Here is a 21136-nt window from a genome sequence, read left to right as displayed (position 1 = left end):
GCCTTATCTGACCTACGCACAGGCCCGGTAAGCGCACCGCCACCGGGTGCCAGGGATAGAACCTTATTTCAGTATAAGGGGTTAAGCGTAAGAAAGAGACAAGGCACCCATGAGGTGCCCTGTTTGTTGTAAGGAAAAGTGACGTTAGTCTGCGTCGTAGCCTAAGTTCGGTGCCAGCCAGCGCTCTACTTCTGACACGCTCATGCTTTTGCGCAGGGCGTAATCTTCAATCTGATCGCGCTGAAGCTGCGCCACGGCAAAGTACTTGCTGTCCGGGTGGCTGAAGTACCAGCCGGAGACGGACGCGCCCGGCCACATGGCGTACGACTCGGTGAGCTTCATCCCGGTATGGGCTTCGACGTCCAGCAGTTGCCAGATCGTGCCCTTTTCGGTGTGTTCCGGACAGGCCGGGTAGCCCGGCGCCGGACGAATCCCCTGGTAGTTTTCGCGGATCAGCTCCTCGTTGCTGAGGTTTTCGTTCGCCGCGTAGCCCCAGTGCACCTTACGCACGCGCTCGTGCAGGTACTCGGCGAAGGCTTCCGCCAGGCGGTCGGCGATCGCTTTCACCATGATTTTATTGTAATCATCGTGCTGCGCTTCGAACGCGTCCGCCAGCGCATCTTCTTCCAGACCGCCGGTTACCGCAAAGGCGCCAATATAGTCGGCTTTACCGCTCAGCTTCGGCGCGACAAAATCGGCCAGGCAGTAGTTGGCAAAGCCCACTTTCTCGGTTTGCTGGCGCAGATGGCGGCTGACTGCCAGCACGTGAGTGCGGGTTTCATCGCGGTAAATTTCGATGTCGTCACCCACGCGGTTGGCCGGGAACAGCCCCACCACGCCGCGTGGGTTGAGGGTTTTCTCCGCGCTTAGCCTGTCGAGCATGTCGTTGGCATCGTTAAACAGGCGTTTCGCCTCCTCGCCCACCACCTCATCTTCCAGAATGCGCGGATATTTGCCCGCGAGCGACCAGGTCATAAAGAACGGCGTCCAGTCGATGTAGTTGCGCAGCGTTTCGATGCTGGCACTAACCTCCTGAACGCCCAGGCGATGCGCGACCGGCGGCGTATAGCTCGACCAGTCAAACGCCAGATCGTTATCGCGCGCCGCCTGGAGTGAAACTGGCGGGGTGCGCGGTTTCTTGCGCCCGTGCTGGATGCGAACGGTTTCGTACTCTTTGCGGGTGCGCTCAACAAACTCGTCGCGCTGGGTGTCAGAGAGCAGCGCGGAGACCACGCCCACCGTGCGCGAGGCGTTCTGCACGTAGACCGTCGGCCCGCTGTAGTTCTGCTCGATTTTCACCGCCGTGTGCGCCTTGGAGGTGGTCGCGCCGCCAATCAGCAGCGGAATGGTGAAGCCCTGACGCTCCATCTCCTTCGCCACGTTAACCATCTCGTCCAGCGACGGGGTGATCAGCCCGGAGAGGCCAATCAGGTCGGCATTCACTTCGCGCGCGGTCTTGAGGATTTTATCCGCCGGGACCATCACGCCAAGGTCGATAATCTCGTAGTTATTGCACTGCAGCACCACGCCGACGATGTTCTTGCCGATGTCGTGCACGTCGCCCTTCACGGTGGCGATGACCATTTTGCCGTTGCTGGAGCCTTTCTCTTTGCTGGCCTCGATAAACGGCTCAAGGTACGCCACGGCCTGCTTCATCACGCGGGCGGATTTCACCACCTGCGGCAGGAACATTTTGCCCTCGCCGAACAGATCGCCGACCACGTTCATGCCGTCCATCAGCGGGCCTTCAATGACCTCAATCGGGCGGGCTGCCTGCTGGCGCGCCTCTTCGGTGTCCTGCTCGATAAACTCGGTGATGCCTTTTACCAGCGAATATTCCAGACGTTTTTTCACGTCCCAGGCGCGCCACTCGGCCTGCTGAACGTTGGCTGCGTCATCCGACTTGCTGCCGCGGTATTTTTCTGCCAGGTCAAGCAGCCGCTCCGTGGCGTCGTCGCGGCGGTTGAGGATCACGTCTTCTACCGCGTCGCGTAGCTCCGCAGGCAGGTCGTCATAAATCGCCAGCTGGCCGGCGTTGACGATCCCCATGTCCATCCCGTTGCGGATGGCGTAGTAGAGGAACACGGCGTGGATCGCTTCACGCACCGGGTCGTTGCCGCGGAACGAGAACGAGACGTTCGATACGCCGCCGGAGATGAGGGCATGCGGCAGCTCGCGCTTGATGTCCTCGCACGCGCCGATAAAGTCCTGGGCGTAGTTGTTGTGCTCTTCGATGCCGGTCGCCACGGCGAAGATGTTCGGGTCAAAGATGATGTCTTCCGGCGGGAAGCCTACCTCTTCGGTCAGTATTTTGTACGCGCGGCGGCAAATCTCAATTTTACGCGCGCGGGTGTCGGCCTGGCCCACTTCATCAAAAGCCATCACCACCACAGCGGCTCCGTAGCGGCGGACCTGCTTCGCGTGGTGGATGAAAACATCCACGCCCTCTTTCATCGAGATAGAGTTGACGATGCCTTTACCCTGAATGCACTTCAGCCCCTTCTCGATCACCTCCCATTTGGAGGAGTCGATCATGATCGGCACGCGGGCGATGTCCGGCTCACCGGCAATCAGGTTGAGGAAACGCACCATCGCCGCCTCGGCGTCGAGCATCCCCTCATCCATGTTGATATCGATAATCTGCGCGCCGCTTTCCACCTGCTGGCGGGCAACGTCCAGCGCTTCGCTGTACTTCTCTTCTTTGATCAGACGCTTGAACTTCGCGGAGCCGGTGACGTTTGTACGCTCACCCACGTTCACAAACAGGCTGTCTTCGCCGATGGTTAACGGCTCAAGGCCGGAGAGGCGACAGGCAACCGGCAGTTCGGGCAGCCTGCGTGGCGGCAGTCCGGCCACGGCGTTGCTCATGGCGGCGATGTGCTCCGGCGTGGTGCCGCAGCAGCCGCCGACGATGTTGAGAAATCCAGACTCGGCCCACTCGCGGATTTGCGCCGCCATGGTGTCGGCATCCAGATCGTATTCACCGAAGGCGTTCGGCAGACCGGCGTTCGGGTGCGCGGTAACGTAGCATTCCGCAATGCGCGACAGCTCCTGCACGTACTGGCGCAGCTCGTCCGGGCCCAGCGCGCAGTTCAGGCCGAAGGAGAGCGCGTCGGCGTGGCGCAGGGAGTTATAAAACGCTTCGGTGGTCTGGCCGGACAGGGTACGGCCGGAGGCATCGGTGATGGTGCCGGAAATCATGATCGGCAGGTCAACGCCCAGCGCCTCGAACTCCTCTTTCACCGCGTAAATCGCGGCCTTGGCGTTGAGGGTGTCGAATACCGTTTCAATCAGGATCAGATCGGAACCGCCTTCCACCAGCGCTCTGGTCGATTCACGGTAGGCAACAACCAGCTGGTCAAAGGTGATATTACGAAACGCCGGGTCGTTGACGTCCGGTGAAATCGACGCGGTGCGGTTGGTTGGGCCAAGCACCCCGGCAACGTAGCGCGGCTTGTCCGGCGTGCGGGCCGTCCACTCGTCGGCGCAGGCGCGCGCAAGCTTTGCGGCTTCAAAGTTGATCTCCGCCGACAGGGATTCCATCTGGTAATCCGCCATGGCGATGGTTGTCGAGTTAAAGGTGTTGGTTTCAACGATATCCGCGCCCGCTTCGAAGTAGGCGTTGTGGATATCCTTGATCACGGACGGCTTGCTGAGCACCAGCAGGTCGTTGTTCCCTTTCAGGTCACAGGGCCAGTCAGCGAAGCGTTCGCCGCGGAAATCGCCTTCGCTCAGACGATAGCCCTGGATCATGGTGCCCATGCCGCCGTCCAGCACCAGAATTCGTTCATTTAACTGCGCACGCAGTTGCTCTACTTTGCTGCTCACACTTGCTCCCGACAACGCTCAACAAGGCCAAAAGGCTGCGTTCCATACTGGCACAATCTCGCAGGGTGGAAAAGTCGCTCAGCGGTAACATGAGACATGTTCACTATCACTCCTCCGATCAGTCAGGATAACGGTTGCAAATTCACCAAATAAAACGAAAATGATTTCCACGATACAGAAAAAGGAGATCGTCATGGTCGCGACCGTTCCCGCTAAACGCGGCAGAAAACCTGCTGCCACCACCGCTGCCGCACAACAGGGTGGACAGGTTCAATCGCTCACGCGCGGTCTGAAGCTGCTGGAGTGGATAGCCGAGTCGCACAGCAGCGTGGCCCTGACGGAGCTGGCCCAGCAGGCTGGCCTGCCGAACTCCACGACGCACCGCCTGCTGACCACCATGCAGCAGCTGGGCTTTGTCCGCCAGGTAGGCGAGCTGGGGCACTGGGCGGTGGGCGCGCATGCGTTTATCGTGGGCAGCAGCTTCCTGCAGAGCCGTAACCTGCTGGCGATTGTGCACCCGATTCTGCGCAAATTGATGGAAGAGTCGGGCGAGACCGTGAATCTGGCCGTGCTCGACCAGAGCGACCATCAGGCGATTATCATCGACCAGGTGCAATGCACGCAGCTGATGCGCATGTCCGCGCCGATTGGCGGCAAGCTGCCGATGCATGCCTCAGGGGCGGGTAAAGCGTTCCTCTCGCAGCTGACCGAGGAGCAGGTGACGGGGCTGCTGCACCGTAAAGGACTGCATGCCTATACCCACGCCACGCTGGTTTCGCCGGTGCATCTGAAAGAAGACCTGGCCCTGACCCGCAAGCGCGGCTATTCGTTTGACGACGAGGAGCACGCCCTCGGCCTGCGCTGTATCGCAGCCTGCATTTTTGACGAGCACCGCGAGCCGTTTGCCGCCATCTCTATTTCCGGGCCGATTTCGCGTATGACCGACGATCGGGTCACTGAGTTGGGTGCGCTGGTGATTAAGGCGGCGAAAGAGGTCACGCTGGCGTACGGTGGGATTCGTTAAGCATGCATTGCCGGGTGGCGGCTTCGCCTTACCCGGCCTACATGATGCCCTCTGAAAACCGGATGCAAAACCGCTGCTTGCGACGGTAAGCGTACACATCTTCCACGTGCCCGTTTTTGATCCGCGTTTGCAGTCCCCGCCAGTAGCTGGCGCGGAACAGATCGGCATGCATCTCTTCGAATAGCGGCCCGATGCGCGGATCGGCGCAGAGCCAGTGGCGAAACTCTTCGGGAAACACATCGCCCGGCGAAACGCTGTACCACGGCTCGCCGGAAAGCTCATCTTCCGGGTAGCGGGCCGGTGGGATATCGCGGAAGTTCACCTCGGTCATGTAGCAAATCTCGTCGTAATCGTAGAACACTACCCGCCCGTGACGGGTGACGCCGAAGTTTTTGAATAGCATATCGCCCGGGAAGATATTGGCGGCGGCAAGCTGGCGAATCGCGTTGCCGTACTCTTCAATCGCATCTCTTAAAGCCTGACCGTCGGACTGCTCCAGCCAGATATTCAGCGGCACCATGCGTCGTTCAATGTAGAGATGGCTAATGACGATCTTGTCACCAAGATCGGTGATTTTGGCGGGCGCTTCCTGCAGTAAAAGTGCCATGAGTGCCGGATCGATCTGCTGCTTATCCAGCACAAAGTTTTCGAATTCCTGAGTATCCGCCATGCGCCCGACGCGGTCGTGCTCCTTAACCAGCTGGTAGCAGGCGCGGACGTGCGCGGCGGTCATCTCTTTCTGCGGCGCGAATCTGTCCTTAATCACCTTAAAGACCCGGTCGAAGCCCGGCAGCGTAAAAACCAGCATCACCATGCCGCGAATGCCGGGCGCTTCGATGAACTGCTCATCGGCCGTGGTGACATAGCGCAGGTACTCCCGGTAGCTTTCCGTTTTGGCGTGCTTCTGGCAACCAATGGCCATATACAGCTCGGCGGTGGTTTTACCCGGCAGGATCTCGCGCAGCCACTCCACCAGCGCGGCGGGCAGCGGAGCGTACACCATAAAATAGGAACGGGCGAAGCCAAACACGATGCTGGCCTCGGCGCTGGTAGTCAGGCAGGTATCAACAAACAGTTCCCCGTCGTCGGTACGATGAATGGGCAGCAGAAACGGCACAATGGCCGTCGGCGTAACCAGTTTGCCCACCAGCCAGGCCGCTTTATTGCGGTAGAAAAGCTCGTTGGCTACCTGCAAATGGCTGTGGCTGAGCACCTCCGCGCCGAATGCTTCTTTGAGATGGGCGTGGATATACCCGATATCCCGGGCTTTATTCTCCCAGGGCAGACGCAGCGGCAGATCCGTCAGCACGCGGTGCAGGAGCTTTTCCCATCCGCGATCGGGGAAGAAATCTTTCGCCAGCGGACGCGGAATGGTACGAAAGCGTCGCTCGGGCTGGGAACTGAAGATAAATAACCGCTCAGGAGATAATGAGCGGTGGTCAAATAACCGGCAATAGACGGAGTTGAAAAAGCTCTCCGCAATCTCGAAGCGCGGGTAGTCGGGTAACAGATGGGTGTAATGCTCTTTTACGCGCAGTAAAAATTCCGCGTCCGGACTTTTACCGTCGGTAATACAGCGCAGCTGCTCCACCACCAGACCCACGTGGTGGTCATAAAGATGGATACGCTGCTTCATGGCCTGCTGAACCGCATGCCAGTCTGCGTGTTCGAAGCGCTGCTGGGCGCCGGAGGTTACTTCCAGAAAACGACCATACTGGGCATCGAAGCCCTGCAAAATAGTTTGGGCAATCAGTAATTCCAGGCCACGCGACATATATTCCCCCTCACCACCAACCCTCTCCCCAGGGGGGAGAGGGGGAAAAGATTAGAACTGTGCTTCTTCCGTTGAACCCGTTAAGGCGGTGACGGAGGAGGTGCCGCCCTGAATAATCGTGGTCACATTATCAAAGTAGCCGGTGCCCACCTCCTGCTGGTGAGACACGAAGGTGTAACCGTCTTTGCCCGCCGCAAATTCCGGCTGCTGCACCTTCTCAACATAGTGCTTCATGCCCTCACCCTGCGCATAGGCGTGCGCCAGGTCGAACATGTTGAACCACATGCTGTGGATGCCTGCCAGCGTAATGAACTGGTATTTGTAGCCCATGTCGGACAGCTGCTGCTGGAAGCTAGCGATGGTTTTGTCATCCAGCTTTTTCTGCCAGTTGAAGGACGGCGAGCAGTTGTAGGCCAGCAGTTTGCCCGGGTACTTCGCATGAATGGCGTCGGCAAAGCGTTTTGCCAGCGCCAGATCCGGCGTAGAGGTTTCACACCAGACCAGATCCGCGTACGGCGCGTACGCCAGACCGCGGCTGATCGCCTGCTCGATACCCGCGTGGGTACGATAGAACCCTTCGCTGGTGCGCTCGCCGGTGATGAACTCGCTGTCGTACGGATCGCAGTCAGAGGTGATCAGGTCAGCCGCGTCGGCATCGGTACGGGCAATGACCAGCGTCGGCACGCCGAGCACGTCAGCAGCCAGACGCGCGGCAACCAGCTTCTGCACCGCTTCCTGTGTAGGAACCAGCACCTTACCGCCCATGTGTCCGCACTTCTTCACTGACGCCAGCTGATCTTCGAAGTGAACGGCCGCTGCACCGGCTTCAATCATCGATTTCATCAGCTCAAAGGCGTTCAGCACGCCGCCGAAGCCCGCTTCCGCATCCGCAACGATCGGCAGGAAGTAGTCAATAAAGCGCGGATCGTTTGGCTCAATACCCGCCGCCCACTGGATCTGATCCGCACGGCGGAAGGTGTTGTTGATCCGATCCACGACCGACGGCACGGAGTTAGCCGGATAGAGCGACTGATCCGGGTACATGCTGGAGGCCAGGTTGGCGTCCGCCGCGACCTGCCAGCCGGAGAGGTAGATAGCCTCAATACCGGCCTTCGCCTGCTGCAGTGCCTGACCGCCGGTCAGCGCACCGAGGCTGTTGATGTAGCCTTTTTTGGCACCACCGTGCAGCAGCTTCCACATTTTCGCGGCGCCATTTTGCGCCAGCGTGCATTCCGGATTGACCGAGCCGCGTAATTTCACCACGTCTTCCGCGCTGTACGGGCGGCGGATGCCTTCCCAGCGAGGTTGAGTCCACTCTTTCTTTAATTCTTCGATCTGTTGGGTACGGGTTTTCATGTGCAGATGCTCCATATTGTTATGTGGTGAGTTACGCCAGGAAGCGGTAGCCCGGCAGGGTCAGGAAGTCGATTAAGTCATCTGATGTGGTGATTTGCTCCATCAGGCGCGCAGCGTCGTCAAAACGCCCGCTGCTGAAGCGGTGTTCGCCCAGCTCGTCCTGGATCACCCGCATCTCTTCGGCCAGCATCTGGCGGAACAGGGTCTTGGTCACCGGTTTGCCGTTGCTGAGCGTTTTTTGATGGTGGATCCACTGCCAGATAGAGGTACGTGAGATCTCCGCCGTCGCAGCATCTTCCATCAGGCCGTAGATCGGCACGCAGCCGTTGCCGGAGATCCACGCTTCGATGTACTGCACCGCGACGCGAATGTTGGCACGCATGCCCTCTTCCGTACGTTCGCCCGCGCACGGCGCCAGCAGCTGTTCTTCTGCGATTGGTGCATCGTCTTCACGGGTGACAAACAGCTGGTTTTTGTTGTCGCCGAGCACGCGGTTAAAGACCTCCATCGCCGTATCGGCCAAACCCGGATGGGCGATCCACGTCCCGTCGTGGCCGTTACGTGCTTCAAGCTCTTTGTCGGCTTTCACCTTGTTGAGCACCTGATTGTTGCGCTCTGCGTCTTTGCTCGGGATAAAGGCTGCCATGCCGCCCATCGCAAAGGCACCGCGCTTGTGGCAGGTTTTGATCAGCAGACGCGAATAGGCGCTCAGGAACGGTTTGTCCATGGTGACAACCTGACGATCGGGGAGCACGCGATCGGGATAATTTTTCAGGGTTTTGATATAGCTGAAAATATAGTCCCAGCGTCCACAGTTCAGACCCACAATGTGGTCGCGCAGCGCATGCAGGATTTCATGCATCTGGAATACGGCGGGCAGCGTTTCAATCAGCAGGGTGGCTTTGATGGTGCCGCGCGGCAGGTTGAAACGATCTTCCGCATAGCTGAAGACCTCGCTCCACCAGGCTGCTTCCTGCCAGGCCTGCGTTTTAGGCAGATAGAAATACGGGCCGCTGCCTTTCGCCAGCAGGGCTTTGTAGTTGTGGAAGAAATAGAGTGCAAAATCAAACAGGCTTCCAGGAATGGCTTCTCCACGCCAGGTGACATGTTTTTCGGGCAGGTGCAGGCCGCGCACGCGACAGATCAGCACCGCCGGGTTCGGTTTGAGCTGGTATATTTTGCCGGCTTCATTGGTATAGCTGATGGTGCCGTTTACGGCGTCGCGCAGGTTGATCTGCCCGTCGATGACCTTACGCCAGTCCGGTGCCAGCGAGTCTTCAAAATCGGCCATAAAGACTCTAACGTTCGCGTTCATAGCGTTGATCACCATTTTGCGTTCTACCGGACCGGTGATCTCAACGCGACGATCCTGTAAATCTTCAGGGATGCCGCGGATTTTCCACTCGCCACGACGAATGGAAGCAGTTTCCGAAATAAAACCAGGCAACTTGCCGTTATCAATTTCCTGCTGCTGATGAATACGTGCCGCCAGCAGCTTATTGCGCTGCGGCGTAAAGCGGGTCACCAGTTCAGTCAGAAATTCTACCGCTTCTGCCGTTAATACTTGCTGTTCTTGCTCGCCATACGGCTGGGTAAAGGCCAGTTCATCGACCGTCGTTGCCTGTTGAGTCATTACTCTGCTCCTCATCAAAGATCCAAAATCACGCTCCCGATGCGAACGAAAGATCGTTGGGTAGTTTTCGCTCAGCAGAATTAAGACTATCTCTATTTTTTCTAAAATCAAAAACTATTTCCATTTTAATTATAAATTGCAATTAATTGATTGATTTTATTGAAATTAAAGTTTTAAAGAATGATGAGTGACATTTCGGAAATAAAAAAGGCACCCGAAGGTGCCTGATTTGAATAGCTGAAATGCTTTAGGATCGTTTAGTGCAGACGATTACTCCAGCGTCGGGTTCATGTGACGCAGATCGTATGGTGTTATCTGGTAGACGTAATAGTTGAGCCAGTTAGTAAAAAGCAAATTCCCGTGGCTGCGCCAGGTCGCTCTCGGTTTGTTTTGCGGATCGTCTTTCGGGAAATAGTTGTACGGGACATCCGGGTTCAGACCCGCTTCGACATCACGGAAATACTCTGACGCAAGGGTGTGCGGATCGTACTCAGGATGTCCGGTCACAAAGGCAATGCGCTTATCTTTACTGGCAAACAGGTAAGCGTCCCCATCTTCCGTTTCGGCCAGGATCTCCAGATCGGTGTAATCACGAATCAGCTGGGCCGGGAAGTCAGCGTAGCGGGAATGCGGAGCCAGGAAAGAATCATCAAACCCGCGCGTCAGCAACGCATGGGGATGGAGAATATGGTGTTCGTATACGCCGGAGAGCTTTTCAGTGCGGGTTTGCTTGGGGATGCCATACAAAATATTCAGTGCGGCTTGTACCGCCCAACAGACAAACAGCGTGGACGTGACGTGATCTTTTGCCCATTCCAGCACCTGTTTGATCTGCGGCCAGTAGGCAACATCGTTAAATTCCACCAGGCCCAGCGGCGCGCCGGTCACAATCAGTCCGTCGAAGTTTTCACCCTGAATGTCATCAAAGTTGCAGTAGAAGTTGTTCAGGTGCTCAGAAGGCGTATTGCGAGACTCACGGGCGTCGATCCGCAGCAGTTGAATATCAACCTGCAGCGGGGAGTTCGACAGCAGACGCAGGAACTGGTTTTCTGTTTCGATCTTTTTGGGCATCAGATTGAGAATAAGCACCTTCAGCGGGCGAATTTCCTGACCTGTCGCACGTGAAGTCGTCATCACAAAGACATTTTCTTCACGCAAGAAATTGACGGCTGGTAGCTCGTCCTGCACCCGAATCGGCATAGCTTTATATCCTCACAACATACGTATAAACGTTTAGACATCCAGACAGCTAACGATACCCAGAAATGATCGGAATGTCGAGTCTGCAAGGCGAAGGTGAGAAAGTTTCAGGGAGAGGGAGAGGAAGAAAAACAAAAACAAAAAACCCCGCACCTTTCGGTACGGGGTTCTTCTAATTGATGCCTGGCAGTTCCCTACTCTCACATGGGGAGACCCCACACTACCATCGGCGCTACGGCGTTTCACTTCTGAGTTCGGCATGGGGTCAGGTGGGACCACCGCGCTAAAGCCGCCAGGCAAATTCTGTTTAATCTGTATCAGGCTGAAAATCGTGTCTGTCTCTTCGCCAAAACATCTTCGGCGTTGTAAGGTTAAGCCTCACGGTTCATTAGTATCGGTTAGCTCAACGCATCGCTGCGCTTACACACCCGACCTATCAACGTCGTCGTCTTCAACGTTCCTTCAGGAGACTTAAAGTCTCAGGGAGAACTCATCTCGGGGCAAGTTTCGTGCTTAGATGCTTTCAGCACTTATCTTTTCCGCATTTAGCTACCGGGCAGTGCCATTGGCATGACAACCCGAACACCAGTGATGCGTCCACTCCGGTCCTCTCGTACTAGGAGCAGCCCCCCTCAATTCTCCAGCGCCCACGGCAGATAGGGACCGAACTGTCTCACGACGTTCTAAACCCAGCTCGCGTACCACTTTAAATGGCGAACAGCCATACCCTTGGGACCTACTTCAGCCCCAGGATGTGATGAGCCGACATCGAGGTGCCAAACACCGCCGTCGATATGAACTCTTGGGCGGTATCAGCCTGTTATCCCCGGAGTACCTTTTATCCGTTGAGCGATGGCCCTTCCATTCAGAACCACCGGATCACTATGACCTGCTTTCGCACCTGCTCGAGCCGTCACTCTCGCAGTCAAGCTAGCTTATGCCATTGCACTAACCTCCTGATGTCCGACCAGGATTAGCTAACCTTCGTGCTCCTCCGTTACTCTTTGGGAGGAGACCGCCCCAGTCAAACTACCCACCAGACACTGTCCGCAACCCGGATTACGGGTCTACGTTAGAACACCAGCCATTAAAGGGTGGTATTTCAAGGACGGCTCCACGCAGACTGGCGTCCACGCTTCAAAGCCTCCCACCTATCCTACACATCAAGGACCAGTGTTCAGTGTCAAGCTATAGTAAAGGTTCACGGGGTCTTTCCGTCTTGCCGCGGGTACACTGCATCTTCACAGCGAGTTCAATTTCACTGAGTCTCGGGTGGAGACAGCCTGGCCATCATTACGCCATTCGTGCAGGTCGGAACTTACCCGACAAGGAATTTCGCTACCTTAGGACCGTTATAGTTACGGCCGCCGTTTACCGGGGCTTCGATCAAGAGCTTCGCGTTGCCGCTAACCCCATCAATTAACCTTCCGGCACCGGGCAGGCGTCACACCGTATACGTCCACTTTCGTGTTTGCACAGTGCTGTGTTTTTAATAAACAGTTGCAGCCAGCTGGTATCTTCGACTGATTTCAGCTCCACCCGCAGGGGCTTCACCTACATATCAGCGTGCCTTCTCCCGAAGTTACGGCACCATTTTGCCTAGTTCCTTCACCCGAGTTCTCTCAAGCGCCTTGGTATTCTCTACCTGACCACCTGTGTCGGTTTGGGGTACGATTTGATGTTACCTGATGCTTAGAGGCTTTTCCTGGAAGCAGGGCATTTGTTACTTCAGCACCGTAGTGCCTCGTCATCACACCTCAGCGTTAAAAAACGACCGGATTTACCTAATCGTTCCGCCTACATGCTTAAACCGGGACAACCGTCGCCCGGCTAACATAGCCTTCTCCGTCCCCCCTTCGCAGTAACACCAAGTACAGGAATATTAACCTGTTTCCCATCGACTACGCCTTTCGGCCTCGCCTTAGGGGTCGACTCACCCTGCCCCGATTAACGTTGGACAGGAACCCTTGGTCTTCCGGCGAGCGGGCTTTTCACCCGCTTTATCGTTACTTATGTCAGCATTCGCACTTCTGATACCTCCAGCATGCCTCACAGCACACCTTCAACGGCTTACAGAACGCTCCCCTACCCAACAACGCATAAGCGTCGCTGCCGCAGCTTCGGTGCATGGTTTAGCCCCGTTACATCTTCCGCGCAGGCCGACTCGACCAGTGAGCTATTACGCTTTCTTTAAATGATGGCTGCTTCTAAGCCAACATCCTGGCTGTCTGTGCCTTCCCACATCGTTTCCCACTTAACCATGACTTTGGGACCTTAGCTGGCGGTCTGGGTTGTTTCCCTCTTCACGACGGACGTTAGCACCCGCCGTGTGTCTCCCGTGATAACATTCTTCGGTATTCGTAGTTTGCATCGGGTTGGTAAGCCGGGATGGCCCCCTAGCCGAAACAGTGCTCTACCCCCGAAGATGAGTTCACGAGGCGCTACCTAAATAGCTTTCGGGGAGAACCAGCTATCTCCCGGTTTGATTGGCCTTTCACCCCCAGCCACAAGTCATCCGCTAATTTTTCAACATTAGTCGGTTCGGTCCTCCAGTTAGTGTTACCCAACCTTCAACCTGCCCATGGCTAGATCACCGGGTTTCGGGTCTATACCCTGCAACTTAACGCCCAGTTAAGACTCGGTTTCCCTTCGGCTCCCCTATACGGTTAACCTTGCTACAGAATATAAGTCGCTGACCCATTATACAAAAGGTACGCAGTCACACCACGAAGGTGCTCCCACTGCTTGTACGTACACGGTTTCAGGTTCTTTTTCACTCCCCTCGCCGGGGTTCTTTTCGCCTTTCCCTCACGGTACTGGTTCACTATCGGTCAGTCAGGAGTATTTAGCCTTGGAGGATGGTCCCCCCATATTCAGACAGGATACCACGTGTCCCGCCCTACTCTTCGAGTTCACAGCCTGTGTGCTTTCGTGTACGGGACTGTCACCCTGTACCGTGCGACTTTCCAGACGCTTCCACTAACACACAAGCTGATTCAGACTCTGGGCTGCTCCCCGTTCGCTCGCCGCTACTGGGGGAATCTCGGTTGATTTCTTTTCCTCGGGGTACTTAGATGTTTCAGTTCCCCCGGTTCGCCTCGTTAACCTATGTATTCAGTTAACGATAGTGTGACGAATCACACTGGGTTTCCCCATTCGGACATCGCCGGGTCAAAGGTTCATATCACCTCGCCGGCGCTTTTCGCAGATTAGCACGTCCTTCATCGCCTCTGACTGCCAGGGCATCCACCGTGTACGCTTAGTCGCTTAACCTCACAACCCGAAGATGTTTCACTTCTGATTGCGAAAATTTGAGAGACTCGAACACACCATTTAAGATGTGTCGTTTCAATTTTCAGCTTGATCCAGATTTTTAAAGAGCAAAACTTCTTAATGCACTCAAAAGTACATTCAGAAGTTCATCATTCATCAGACAATCTGTGTGAGCACTGCAAAGGCAGGTTCTTTAAGGTAAGGAGGTGATCCAACCGCAGGTTCCCCTACGGTTACCTTGTTACGACTTCACCCCAGTCATGAATCACAAAGTGGTAAGCGCCCTCCCGAAGGTTAAGCTACCTACTTCTTTTGCAACCCACTCCCATGGTGTGACGGGCGGTGTGTACAAGGCCCGGGAACGTATTCACCGTAGCATTCTGATCTACGATTACTAGCGATTCCGACTTCATGGAGTCGAGTTGCAGACTCCAATCCGGACTACGACGCACTTTATGAGGTCCGCTTGCTCTCGCGAGGTCGCTTCTCTTTGTATGCGCCATTGTAGCACGTGTGTAGCCCTACTCGTAAGGGCCATGATGACTTGACGTCATCCCCACCTTCCTCCAGTTTATCACTGGCAGTCTCCTTTGAGTTCCCGGCCGAACCGCTGGCAACAAAGGATAAGGGTTGCGCTCGTTGCGGGACTTAACCCAACATTTCACAACACGAGCTGACGACAGCCATGCAGCACCTGTCTCAGAGTTCCCGAAGGCACCAAAGCATCTCTGCTAAGTTCTCTGGATGTCAAGAGTAGGTAAGGTTCTTCGCGTTGCATCGAATTAAACCACATGCTCCACCGCTTGTGCGGGCCCCCGTCAATTCATTTGAGTTTTAACCTTGCGGCCGTACTCCCCAGGCGGTCGACTTAACGCGTTAGCTCCGGAAGCCACGCCTCAAGGGCACAACCTCCAAGTCGACATCGTTTACGGCGTGGACTACCAGGGTATCTAATCCTGTTTGCTCCCCACGCTTTCGCACCTGAGCGTCAGTCTTTGTCCAGGGGGCCGCCTTCGCCACCGGTATTCCTCCAGATCTCTACGCATTTCACCGCTACACCTGGAATTCTACCCCCCTCTACAAGACTCTAGCCTGCCAGTTTCGAATGCAGTTCCCAGGTTGAGCCCGGGGATTTCACATCCGACTTGACAGACCGCCTGCGTGCGCTTTACGCCCAGTAATTCCGATTAACGCTTGCACCCTCCGTATTACCGCGGCTGCTGGCACGGAGTTAGCCGGTGCTTCTTCTGCGGGTAACGTCAATTGCTGAGGTTATTAACCTCAACACCTTCCTCCCCGCTGAAAGTACTTTACAACCCGAAGGCCTTCTTCATACACGCGGCATGGCTGCATCAGGCTTGCGCCCATTGTGCAATATTCCCCACTGCTGCCTCCCGTAGGAGTCTGGACCGTGTCTCAGTTCCAGTGTGGCTGGTCATCCTCTCAGACCAGCTAGGGATCGTCGCCTAGGTGAGCCGTTACCCCACCTACTAGCTAATCCCATCTGGGCACATCTGATGGCAAGAGGCCCGAAGGTCCCCCTCTTTGGTCTTGCGACGTTATGCGGTATTAGCTACCGTTTCCAGTAGTTATCCCCCTCCATCAGGCAGTTTCCCAGACATTACTCACCCGTCCGCCGCTCGTCACCCAGGAGCAAGCTCCCTGTGTTACCGCTCGACTTGCATGTGTTAGGCCTGCCGCCAGCGTTCAATCTGAGCCATGATCAAACTCTTCAATTTAAGTTTGATGCTCGTGAATTAAACTTCGTAATGAATTACGCATGTTCACTCAGAGACTTGGTATTCATTTTTCGTCTTGCGACGTTAAGAATCCATGTCACTTTGAGTGCCCACACAGATTGTCTGATAAATTGTTAAAGAGCAGTGCAACGCGGCTTTCGCTCACCGTTGCGAGGTGGCGTATATTACGCTTTCCTCTTTCAGAGTCAACCCGTTATTTCAGGATTTTTTCTCTTCAACCGAACCGCTTGTTGTGTGAAGTGATTCACATCCGCCGTGTCGATGGAGGCGCATTATAGGGAGTTCTCCGCAGGCCGCAACCGCTAAATGACAGAAAAATGACTGACTGCTGCATTCCACAGCAAAACCCCGCCTTATACCTTTTTACACACAGACTTATCCACAATGATGCGAAAAAGTGAAAATGTGCGAGCGTTGCGCAAACGTTTTCGTTAAAATGCTCGCGCTTTACAAGGATGCCTCGTCAGGTGTGTTAGATGAGTTTTTCACAGGAAAATTCATCTAACGCTCTCTGTAATCGTGAAATCCAGGGGATTTACCATGCAACAACGTCGTCCAGTCCGCCGCGCTCTGCTCAGTGTTTCTGATAAAGCCGGTATCGTCGAATTCGCTCAGGCACTTTCTGCACGCGGTGTAGAGCTGCTTTCCACAGGTGGAACCGCTCGCCTGTTAGCAGATAAAGGTCTGCCGGTAACCGAAGTGTCCGATTACACCGGTTTCCCGGAAATGATGGATGGACGCGTCAAAACCCTGCACCCGAAAGTCCACGGCGGTATTCTTGGCCGTCGCGGTCAGGACGACGCCATTATGGAACAGCACGATATCGCGCCGATCGACATGGTTGTCGTTAACCTCTACCCGTTCGCCCAGACCGTGGCGCGCGAAGGCTGCTCTCTGGAAGATGCCGTAGAGAATATTGATATCGGTGGCCCGACCATGGTGCGCTCTGCGGCCAAGAACCATAAAGATGTCGCCATCGTGGTCAAGAGCAGCGATTACAGCGCCATTATTAATGAGATGGACGCCAACGATGGGTCGCTGACCCTGGAAACGCGTTTCGACCTCGCCATCAAAGCCTTCGAGCACACCGCCGCGTACGACAGCATGATCGCCAACTACTTCGGTAGCCTGGTGCCGGCTTACCACGGTGAAAGCAAAGATCCTTCAGGCCGCTTCCCGCGCACCCTGAATCTGAACTTCATTAAGAAGCAGGATATGCGCTACGGCGAGAACAGCCACCAGCAGGCTGCCTTCTATATAGAAGAAGAGGTAAAAGAAGCCTCAGTTGCGACCGCCCAGCAGGTGCAAGGCAAAGCGCTCTCCTATAACAACATTGCCGATACAGACGCAGCGCTGGAATGCGTGAAAGAATTCAGCGAGCCGGCCTGTGTTATCGTCAAGCATGCGAACCCATGTGGCGTAGCGGTCAGTACCTCTATCCTGGACGCTTACGACCGCGCCTACAAAACCGACCCGACCTCCGCGTTCGGCGGCATTATCGCCTTCAACCGCGAGCTGAATGCTGAAACCGCTCAGGCCATCATCTCCCGCCAGTTTGTCGAAGTGATCATCGCGCCATCGGCCTCCGAAGACGCGCTGAAAATCACCGCGGCAAAACAGAACGTGCGCGTGCTGGTTTGCGGCCAGTGGGCAGAACGCGTGCCGGGCCTGGACTTCAAGCGCGTGAACGGCGGCCTGCTGGTTCAGGACCGCGATCTGGGGATGGTGACAGAAGCCGACCTGCGCGTGGTAACGAAACGCCAGCCGACCGAACAGGAGCTGCGTGACGCGCTGTTCTGCTGGAAGGTGGCGAAGTTCGTGAAATCCAACGCCATCGTCTATGCCAAAGGGAACATGACTATCGGGATAGGCGCAGGCCAGATGAGCCGCGTTTACTCGGCGAAAATCGCGGGTATTAAAGCAGGCGATGAAGGCCTGGAAGTCAAAGGCTCCGCCATGGCCTCTGACGCCTTCTTCCCGTTCCGTGACGGTATCGACGCCGCAGCCGCTGTCGGCATCACCTGCGTGATCCAGCCTGGCGGCTCAATCCGTGACGACGAAGTGATTGCCGCTGCCGACGAACACGGCATTGCGATGATCTTCACCGACATGCGTCACTTCCGCCATTAATTCCCGGAGCAGAAAATGAAAGTATTAGTGATTGGTAACGGCGGACGCGAGCACGCGCTGGCGTGGAAAGCGGCCCAGTCTCCGCTGGTTAAAACGGTCTTCGTGGCACCGGGCAACGCCGGTACCGCACTGGAACCCGCGCTGCAGAACGTGGCTATCGGCGTGACCGACATTCCGGCGCTGTTAAGCTTTGCTCAGCAGGAGAAAATCGACCTGACCATCGTCGGCCCGGAAGCGCCGCTGGTGATTGGCGTCGTTGACGCGTTCCGCGCGGCGGGCCTGACAATCTTCGGCCCAACGCAAGGGGCCGCGCAGCTGGAAGGCTCCAAAGCCTTCACCAAAGATTTCCTCGCGCGTCATAATATCCCGACGGCGGAATATCAGAATTTCACTGAAGTGGAGCCTGCTCTGGCCTACTTACGTGAGAAGGGCGCGCCGATTGTTATCAAGGCCGACGGTCTGGCCGCCGGTAAAGGCGTGATCGTCGCGATGACGCTCGAAGAAGCCGAAGCCGCGGTTCAGGACATGCTGGCAGGTAACGCTTTCGGCGATGCGGGCCACCGTATCGTGATTGAAGAGTTCCTCGACGGTGAAGAAGCCAGCTTTATCGTGATGGTCGACGGCGAGCACGTTCTGCCGATGGCCACCAGCCAGGACCACAAGCGTGTGGGTAATGGCGACACGGGTCCTAATACCGGCGGGATGGGCGCCTACTCCCCTGCGCCGGTCGTGACTGACGAAGTTCATCAACGCACCATGGATCGCGTCATCTGGCCAACCGTGAAAGGGATGGCGGCGGAAGGTAACACCTACACCGGTTTCCTCTACGCGGGCCTGATGATCGACAAGCAGGGTAACCCTAAGGTCATCGAATTCAACTGCCGCTTTGGCGATCCGGAAACGCAGCCCATCATGCTGCGCATGAAATCCGATCTGGTGGATCTGTGTCTGGCAGCCTGCGAAGGCAAGCTGGACGAGAAAACGTCAGAGTGGGACGAGCGTGCATCTCTGGGTGTGGTGATTGCTGCGGGTGGTTATCCGGGTAATTACAACACCGGGGATGAGATCCACGGTCTGCCTCTGGAAGAGATTGACGGTGCGAAGGTGTTCCATGCCGGTACGAAGCTGGCTGAAGACGATCGCGTTCTGACCAACGGCGGACGCGTGCTGTGTGCGACCGCGCTGGGTCATACCGTGGCAGAAGCGCAGAAGCGCGCCTATGCGCTGATGGCGGATATTCACTGGAACGGTAGCTTTAGCCGTCAGGATATCGGCTATCGCGCGATTGCGCGCGAGCAGGGGGAGTAACGGAACCGTCTGTTCCCCCTCACCCTAACCCTCTCCCTCAAGGGAGAGGGGATTTACCTCAAAAACTCTTCTCTGTCGGCTGCCAGGTGCAGAAATCTTCGTTCGCCACCAATAGCAATTGAGAGCCTTCCGGCGCCTCAAGCCACGCCACGCTCACTTCCATTGAGGAATGACGCTGACGGCGTTGAATGTGTTCGGTCGCCCAGGATTCAAGCTCAGGCTTCACCGTTTGCCCTTCGCAGGTGGTTACCGTCCCGTCGTTATGCCAGCGCCCCTGGCGCAGCACAACGCGTCCCAGACGAAGCGCATCGCTGGTCTGGCGGATTTGTTCGGCACGGTAACGGTAGAGGGCGATTTGGTCGCTGGAAAGCTGCTGTTTTTGACCGCTGACTTCACGCTGCATAAAGCTCAGCTCGCCATGGTCGTCAAAACGCACTTTCACGTGTTCGGGGGTCTTGCTGTAGACGTTCAGCTCAATCAGCGAGAGGTCATCTCCCTGCCAGCGATATTCTGCCGTCGACGTATTGCCGCTATGCCACGGGCTGAAGGCAGACAACAGATGAACTTCATTGCCGGAATCTTTACGCCAGATCCTGACCGCGCCCTGGTTGTCAGCGTAGCCGCTGGCGGTAAACGGCGGCAGGGTGGTGTCGTGACTACAGGCTGACAGCAGCAGCACGCCTGCCAGCGCGAGCGTTCCGCGCCAGAAAGACAAAAGGGGCGTTGCCGCCCCTTCGCTAAAACTGTTCACTGCCACGCGTCTTACTTAACAGCGTCTTTCAGTGCTTTACCAGAAACAAATGCCGGCACGTTAGCTGCGGCGATTTTGATTTCTTTACCGGTCTGCGGGTTGCGGCCAGTACGCTCAGCGCGGTGGTTCACTTTGAAGGTACCGAAACCAACCAGTTGTACAGCATCGCCTTCTTTCAGAGACTCAGTAATAGCAGCCAGGGTAGATTCCAGAGCAGCTTTAGCCTGCACTTTAGACAGATCAGCCTTGTCCGCAATTACATCAATCAGTTGAGTCTTGTTCATAAGTTATCCTTTCAATGTGTTTATCGCTTGCTAAGCATCGAGTGCGACGAAAATGCCAAAAAAGCACTCTCCTGCATACACGCACCGATAGCCACTTTTTTTCGCCCCCCAAATGTAGACCAGACAAGGGTCGAAAGGGAAGAGTCGAGGAGCGACAAAACGGGCGTTATCTCAAGTTTTCTTATCTCATTGGTTAAAAATTATACCAATATTACTCTCACCGGCCTCACGTAAGTCCGCGCGCAGCCCTTTGATCAGCTCAATGTCGCGTTCTTCACACTCTGCCAGCAGGCGGAAAATCTCCCACTGGATATCCCATTCTTGCTCAACGGCCGGGTTCGCACGCAGCTCTTCGTCGGTCATCTCGCGACCTTCCTGGGTCATTTCCAGCATCGCCACGGTGGTGATAGAGGCCTTACTGACTTCGATAGCGTGCTCCAGCGTCTCACCGCTCAGGCGGGAGTGGAGCAATTCGCTTAACGCCACACAGGCATCAATTGCCGGGTAGACGCCGTACAGGTCAAAATCATCCGCCACCGGGATCGCCTCTTCCAGCTTTTCGAGCTGAGAGTCGAAATTCACCTTCGCGTCTTTCACCGTCAGCGTTTCCCAGATCAGATCCAGAATGCGGCGGTAGATATGGCCATCACCAAAGCCGGTCTGCTTGCAGAACGCGGCATAGTTGGGATACATGCGCTCGCACAGGCAAGCCATGAAGGTGACGTGCTGCCAGCTTTCCAGCTTTTCAAGGCGCAGGTGAATCGGGTTTTGTAGCATGATGATCTCTCGAATCGAAAATTAGGCGCAGTTTACCT

The 21136-nt window shown here is 55.9% G+C and carries 11 protein-coding genes and 3 rRNA genes; 3 read left to right on the top strand and 11 right to left on the bottom strand.

The annotated features are described in order from the left end of the window. Window positions 1–144: 144 nt before the first annotated feature. Window positions 145–3828 (bottom strand): methionine synthase, encoded by a 3684-nt coding sequence (gene metH / locus ACEPLT_RS01120; RefSeq protein WP_232929229.1) that lies wholly within the window; start codon window positions 3826–3828, stop codon window positions 145–147. 193 nt (window positions 3829–4021) lie between these two features. Between metH and iclR the strand changes: the two genes are divergently transcribed. Next, window positions 4022–4852: a glyoxylate bypass operon transcriptional repressor IclR gene (gene iclR / locus ACEPLT_RS01115; protein WP_023293555.1), complete on the top strand. Its 831-nt coding sequence runs from the start codon at window positions 4022–4024 to the stop codon at window positions 4850–4852. 37 nt (window positions 4853–4889) lie between these two features. Here iclR and aceK read toward each other — a convergent pair whose 3' ends face one another. The 7 genes from aceK to ACEPLT_RS01080 form a co-directional block, all read right to left on the bottom strand. After that, on the bottom strand, window positions 4890–6626 hold the full coding sequence (gene aceK / locus ACEPLT_RS01110) for a bifunctional isocitrate dehydrogenase kinase/phosphatase (protein WP_232929227.1): 1737 nt from the start codon (window positions 6624–6626) through the stop codon (window positions 4890–4892). 51 nt (window positions 6627–6677) lie between these two features. Continuing rightward, on the bottom strand, window positions 6678–7982 hold the full coding sequence (aceA, locus tag ACEPLT_RS01105) for an isocitrate lyase (protein ID WP_023619257.1): 1305 nt from the start codon (window positions 7980–7982) through the stop codon (window positions 6678–6680). Window positions 7983–8013: 31 nt separating this feature from the next. Then, the gene (gene aceB, locus ACEPLT_RS01100; RefSeq protein WP_032654592.1) at window positions 8014–9615 is read right to left on the bottom strand and encodes a malate synthase A; all 1602 of its coding nucleotides are present in this window, start codon (window positions 9613–9615) and stop codon (window positions 8014–8016) included. 270 nt (window positions 9616–9885) lie between these two features. Then, the gene (gene metA / locus ACEPLT_RS01095) at window positions 9886–10815 is read right to left on the bottom strand and encodes a homoserine O-acetyltransferase MetA (protein WP_008503405.1); all 930 of its coding nucleotides are present in this window, start codon (window positions 10813–10815) and stop codon (window positions 9886–9888) included. Between the two features lie 181 nt (window positions 10816–10996). Then, window positions 10997–11112: ribosomal RNA gene (gene rrf, locus ACEPLT_RS01090) — 5S ribosomal RNA — on the bottom strand. A 70-nt stretch (window positions 11113–11182) separates the two neighbouring features. Next, window positions 11183–14088: ribosomal RNA gene (locus ACEPLT_RS01085) — 23S ribosomal RNA — on the bottom strand. A gap of 199 nt (window positions 14089–14287) precedes the next feature. Next, a 16S ribosomal RNA gene (locus tag ACEPLT_RS01080) occupies window positions 14288–15827 on the bottom strand. Together the 16S, 23S and 5S rRNA genes form the textbook arrangement of a ribosomal RNA operon. A 561-nt stretch (window positions 15828–16388) precedes the next feature. On the opposite strand from ACEPLT_RS01080, the gene purH reads away from it, so the two are divergent. Together purH and purD are read left to right on the top strand one after the other, a co-directional pair. Further along, window positions 16389–17978 (top strand): bifunctional phosphoribosylaminoimidazolecarboxamide formyltransferase/IMP cyclohydrolase, encoded by a 1590-nt coding sequence (purH, locus tag ACEPLT_RS01075; protein WP_232929280.1) that lies wholly within the window; start codon window positions 16389–16391, stop codon window positions 17976–17978. 15 nt (window positions 17979–17993) lie between these two features. After that, window positions 17994–19286: a phosphoribosylamine--glycine ligase gene (gene purD / locus ACEPLT_RS01070; RefSeq protein ID WP_063618796.1), complete on the top strand. Its 1293-nt coding sequence runs from the start codon at window positions 17994–17996 to the stop codon at window positions 19284–19286. Between the two features lie 58 nt (window positions 19287–19344). Here the strand turns inward: purD and ACEPLT_RS01065 are convergent, their stop codons facing one another. The 3 genes from ACEPLT_RS01065 to ACEPLT_RS01055 form a co-directional block, all read right to left on the bottom strand. Next, a complete protein-coding gene (locus ACEPLT_RS01065) occupies window positions 19345–20037 on the bottom strand; it encodes a DUF1481 domain-containing protein (protein ID WP_039025499.1) in 693 nt (230 codons plus the stop codon). An 11-nt stretch (window positions 20038–20048) separates the two neighbouring features. Continuing rightward, window positions 20049–20321, bottom strand: coding sequence for a nucleoid-associated protein HU-alpha (hupA, locus tag ACEPLT_RS01060; protein ID WP_002445246.1), 273 nt, complete (start codon window positions 20319–20321; stop codon window positions 20049–20051). Window positions 20322–20507: 186 nt separating this feature from the next. After that, window positions 20508–21098 carry a YjaG family protein gene (locus ACEPLT_RS01055; protein ID WP_008503468.1) on the bottom strand — a complete coding sequence of 197 codons (591 nt, stop codon included), beginning with the start codon at window positions 21096–21098 and terminating at the stop codon, window positions 20508–20510. Window positions 21099–21136: the final 38 nt, after the last annotated feature.

This window comes from Enterobacter sp. fkY84-1 (assembly GCF_052974705.1).
Note: the sequence above shows the minus strand (reverse complement) of the source record. Positions and strands in the feature narration are given on the sequence as shown.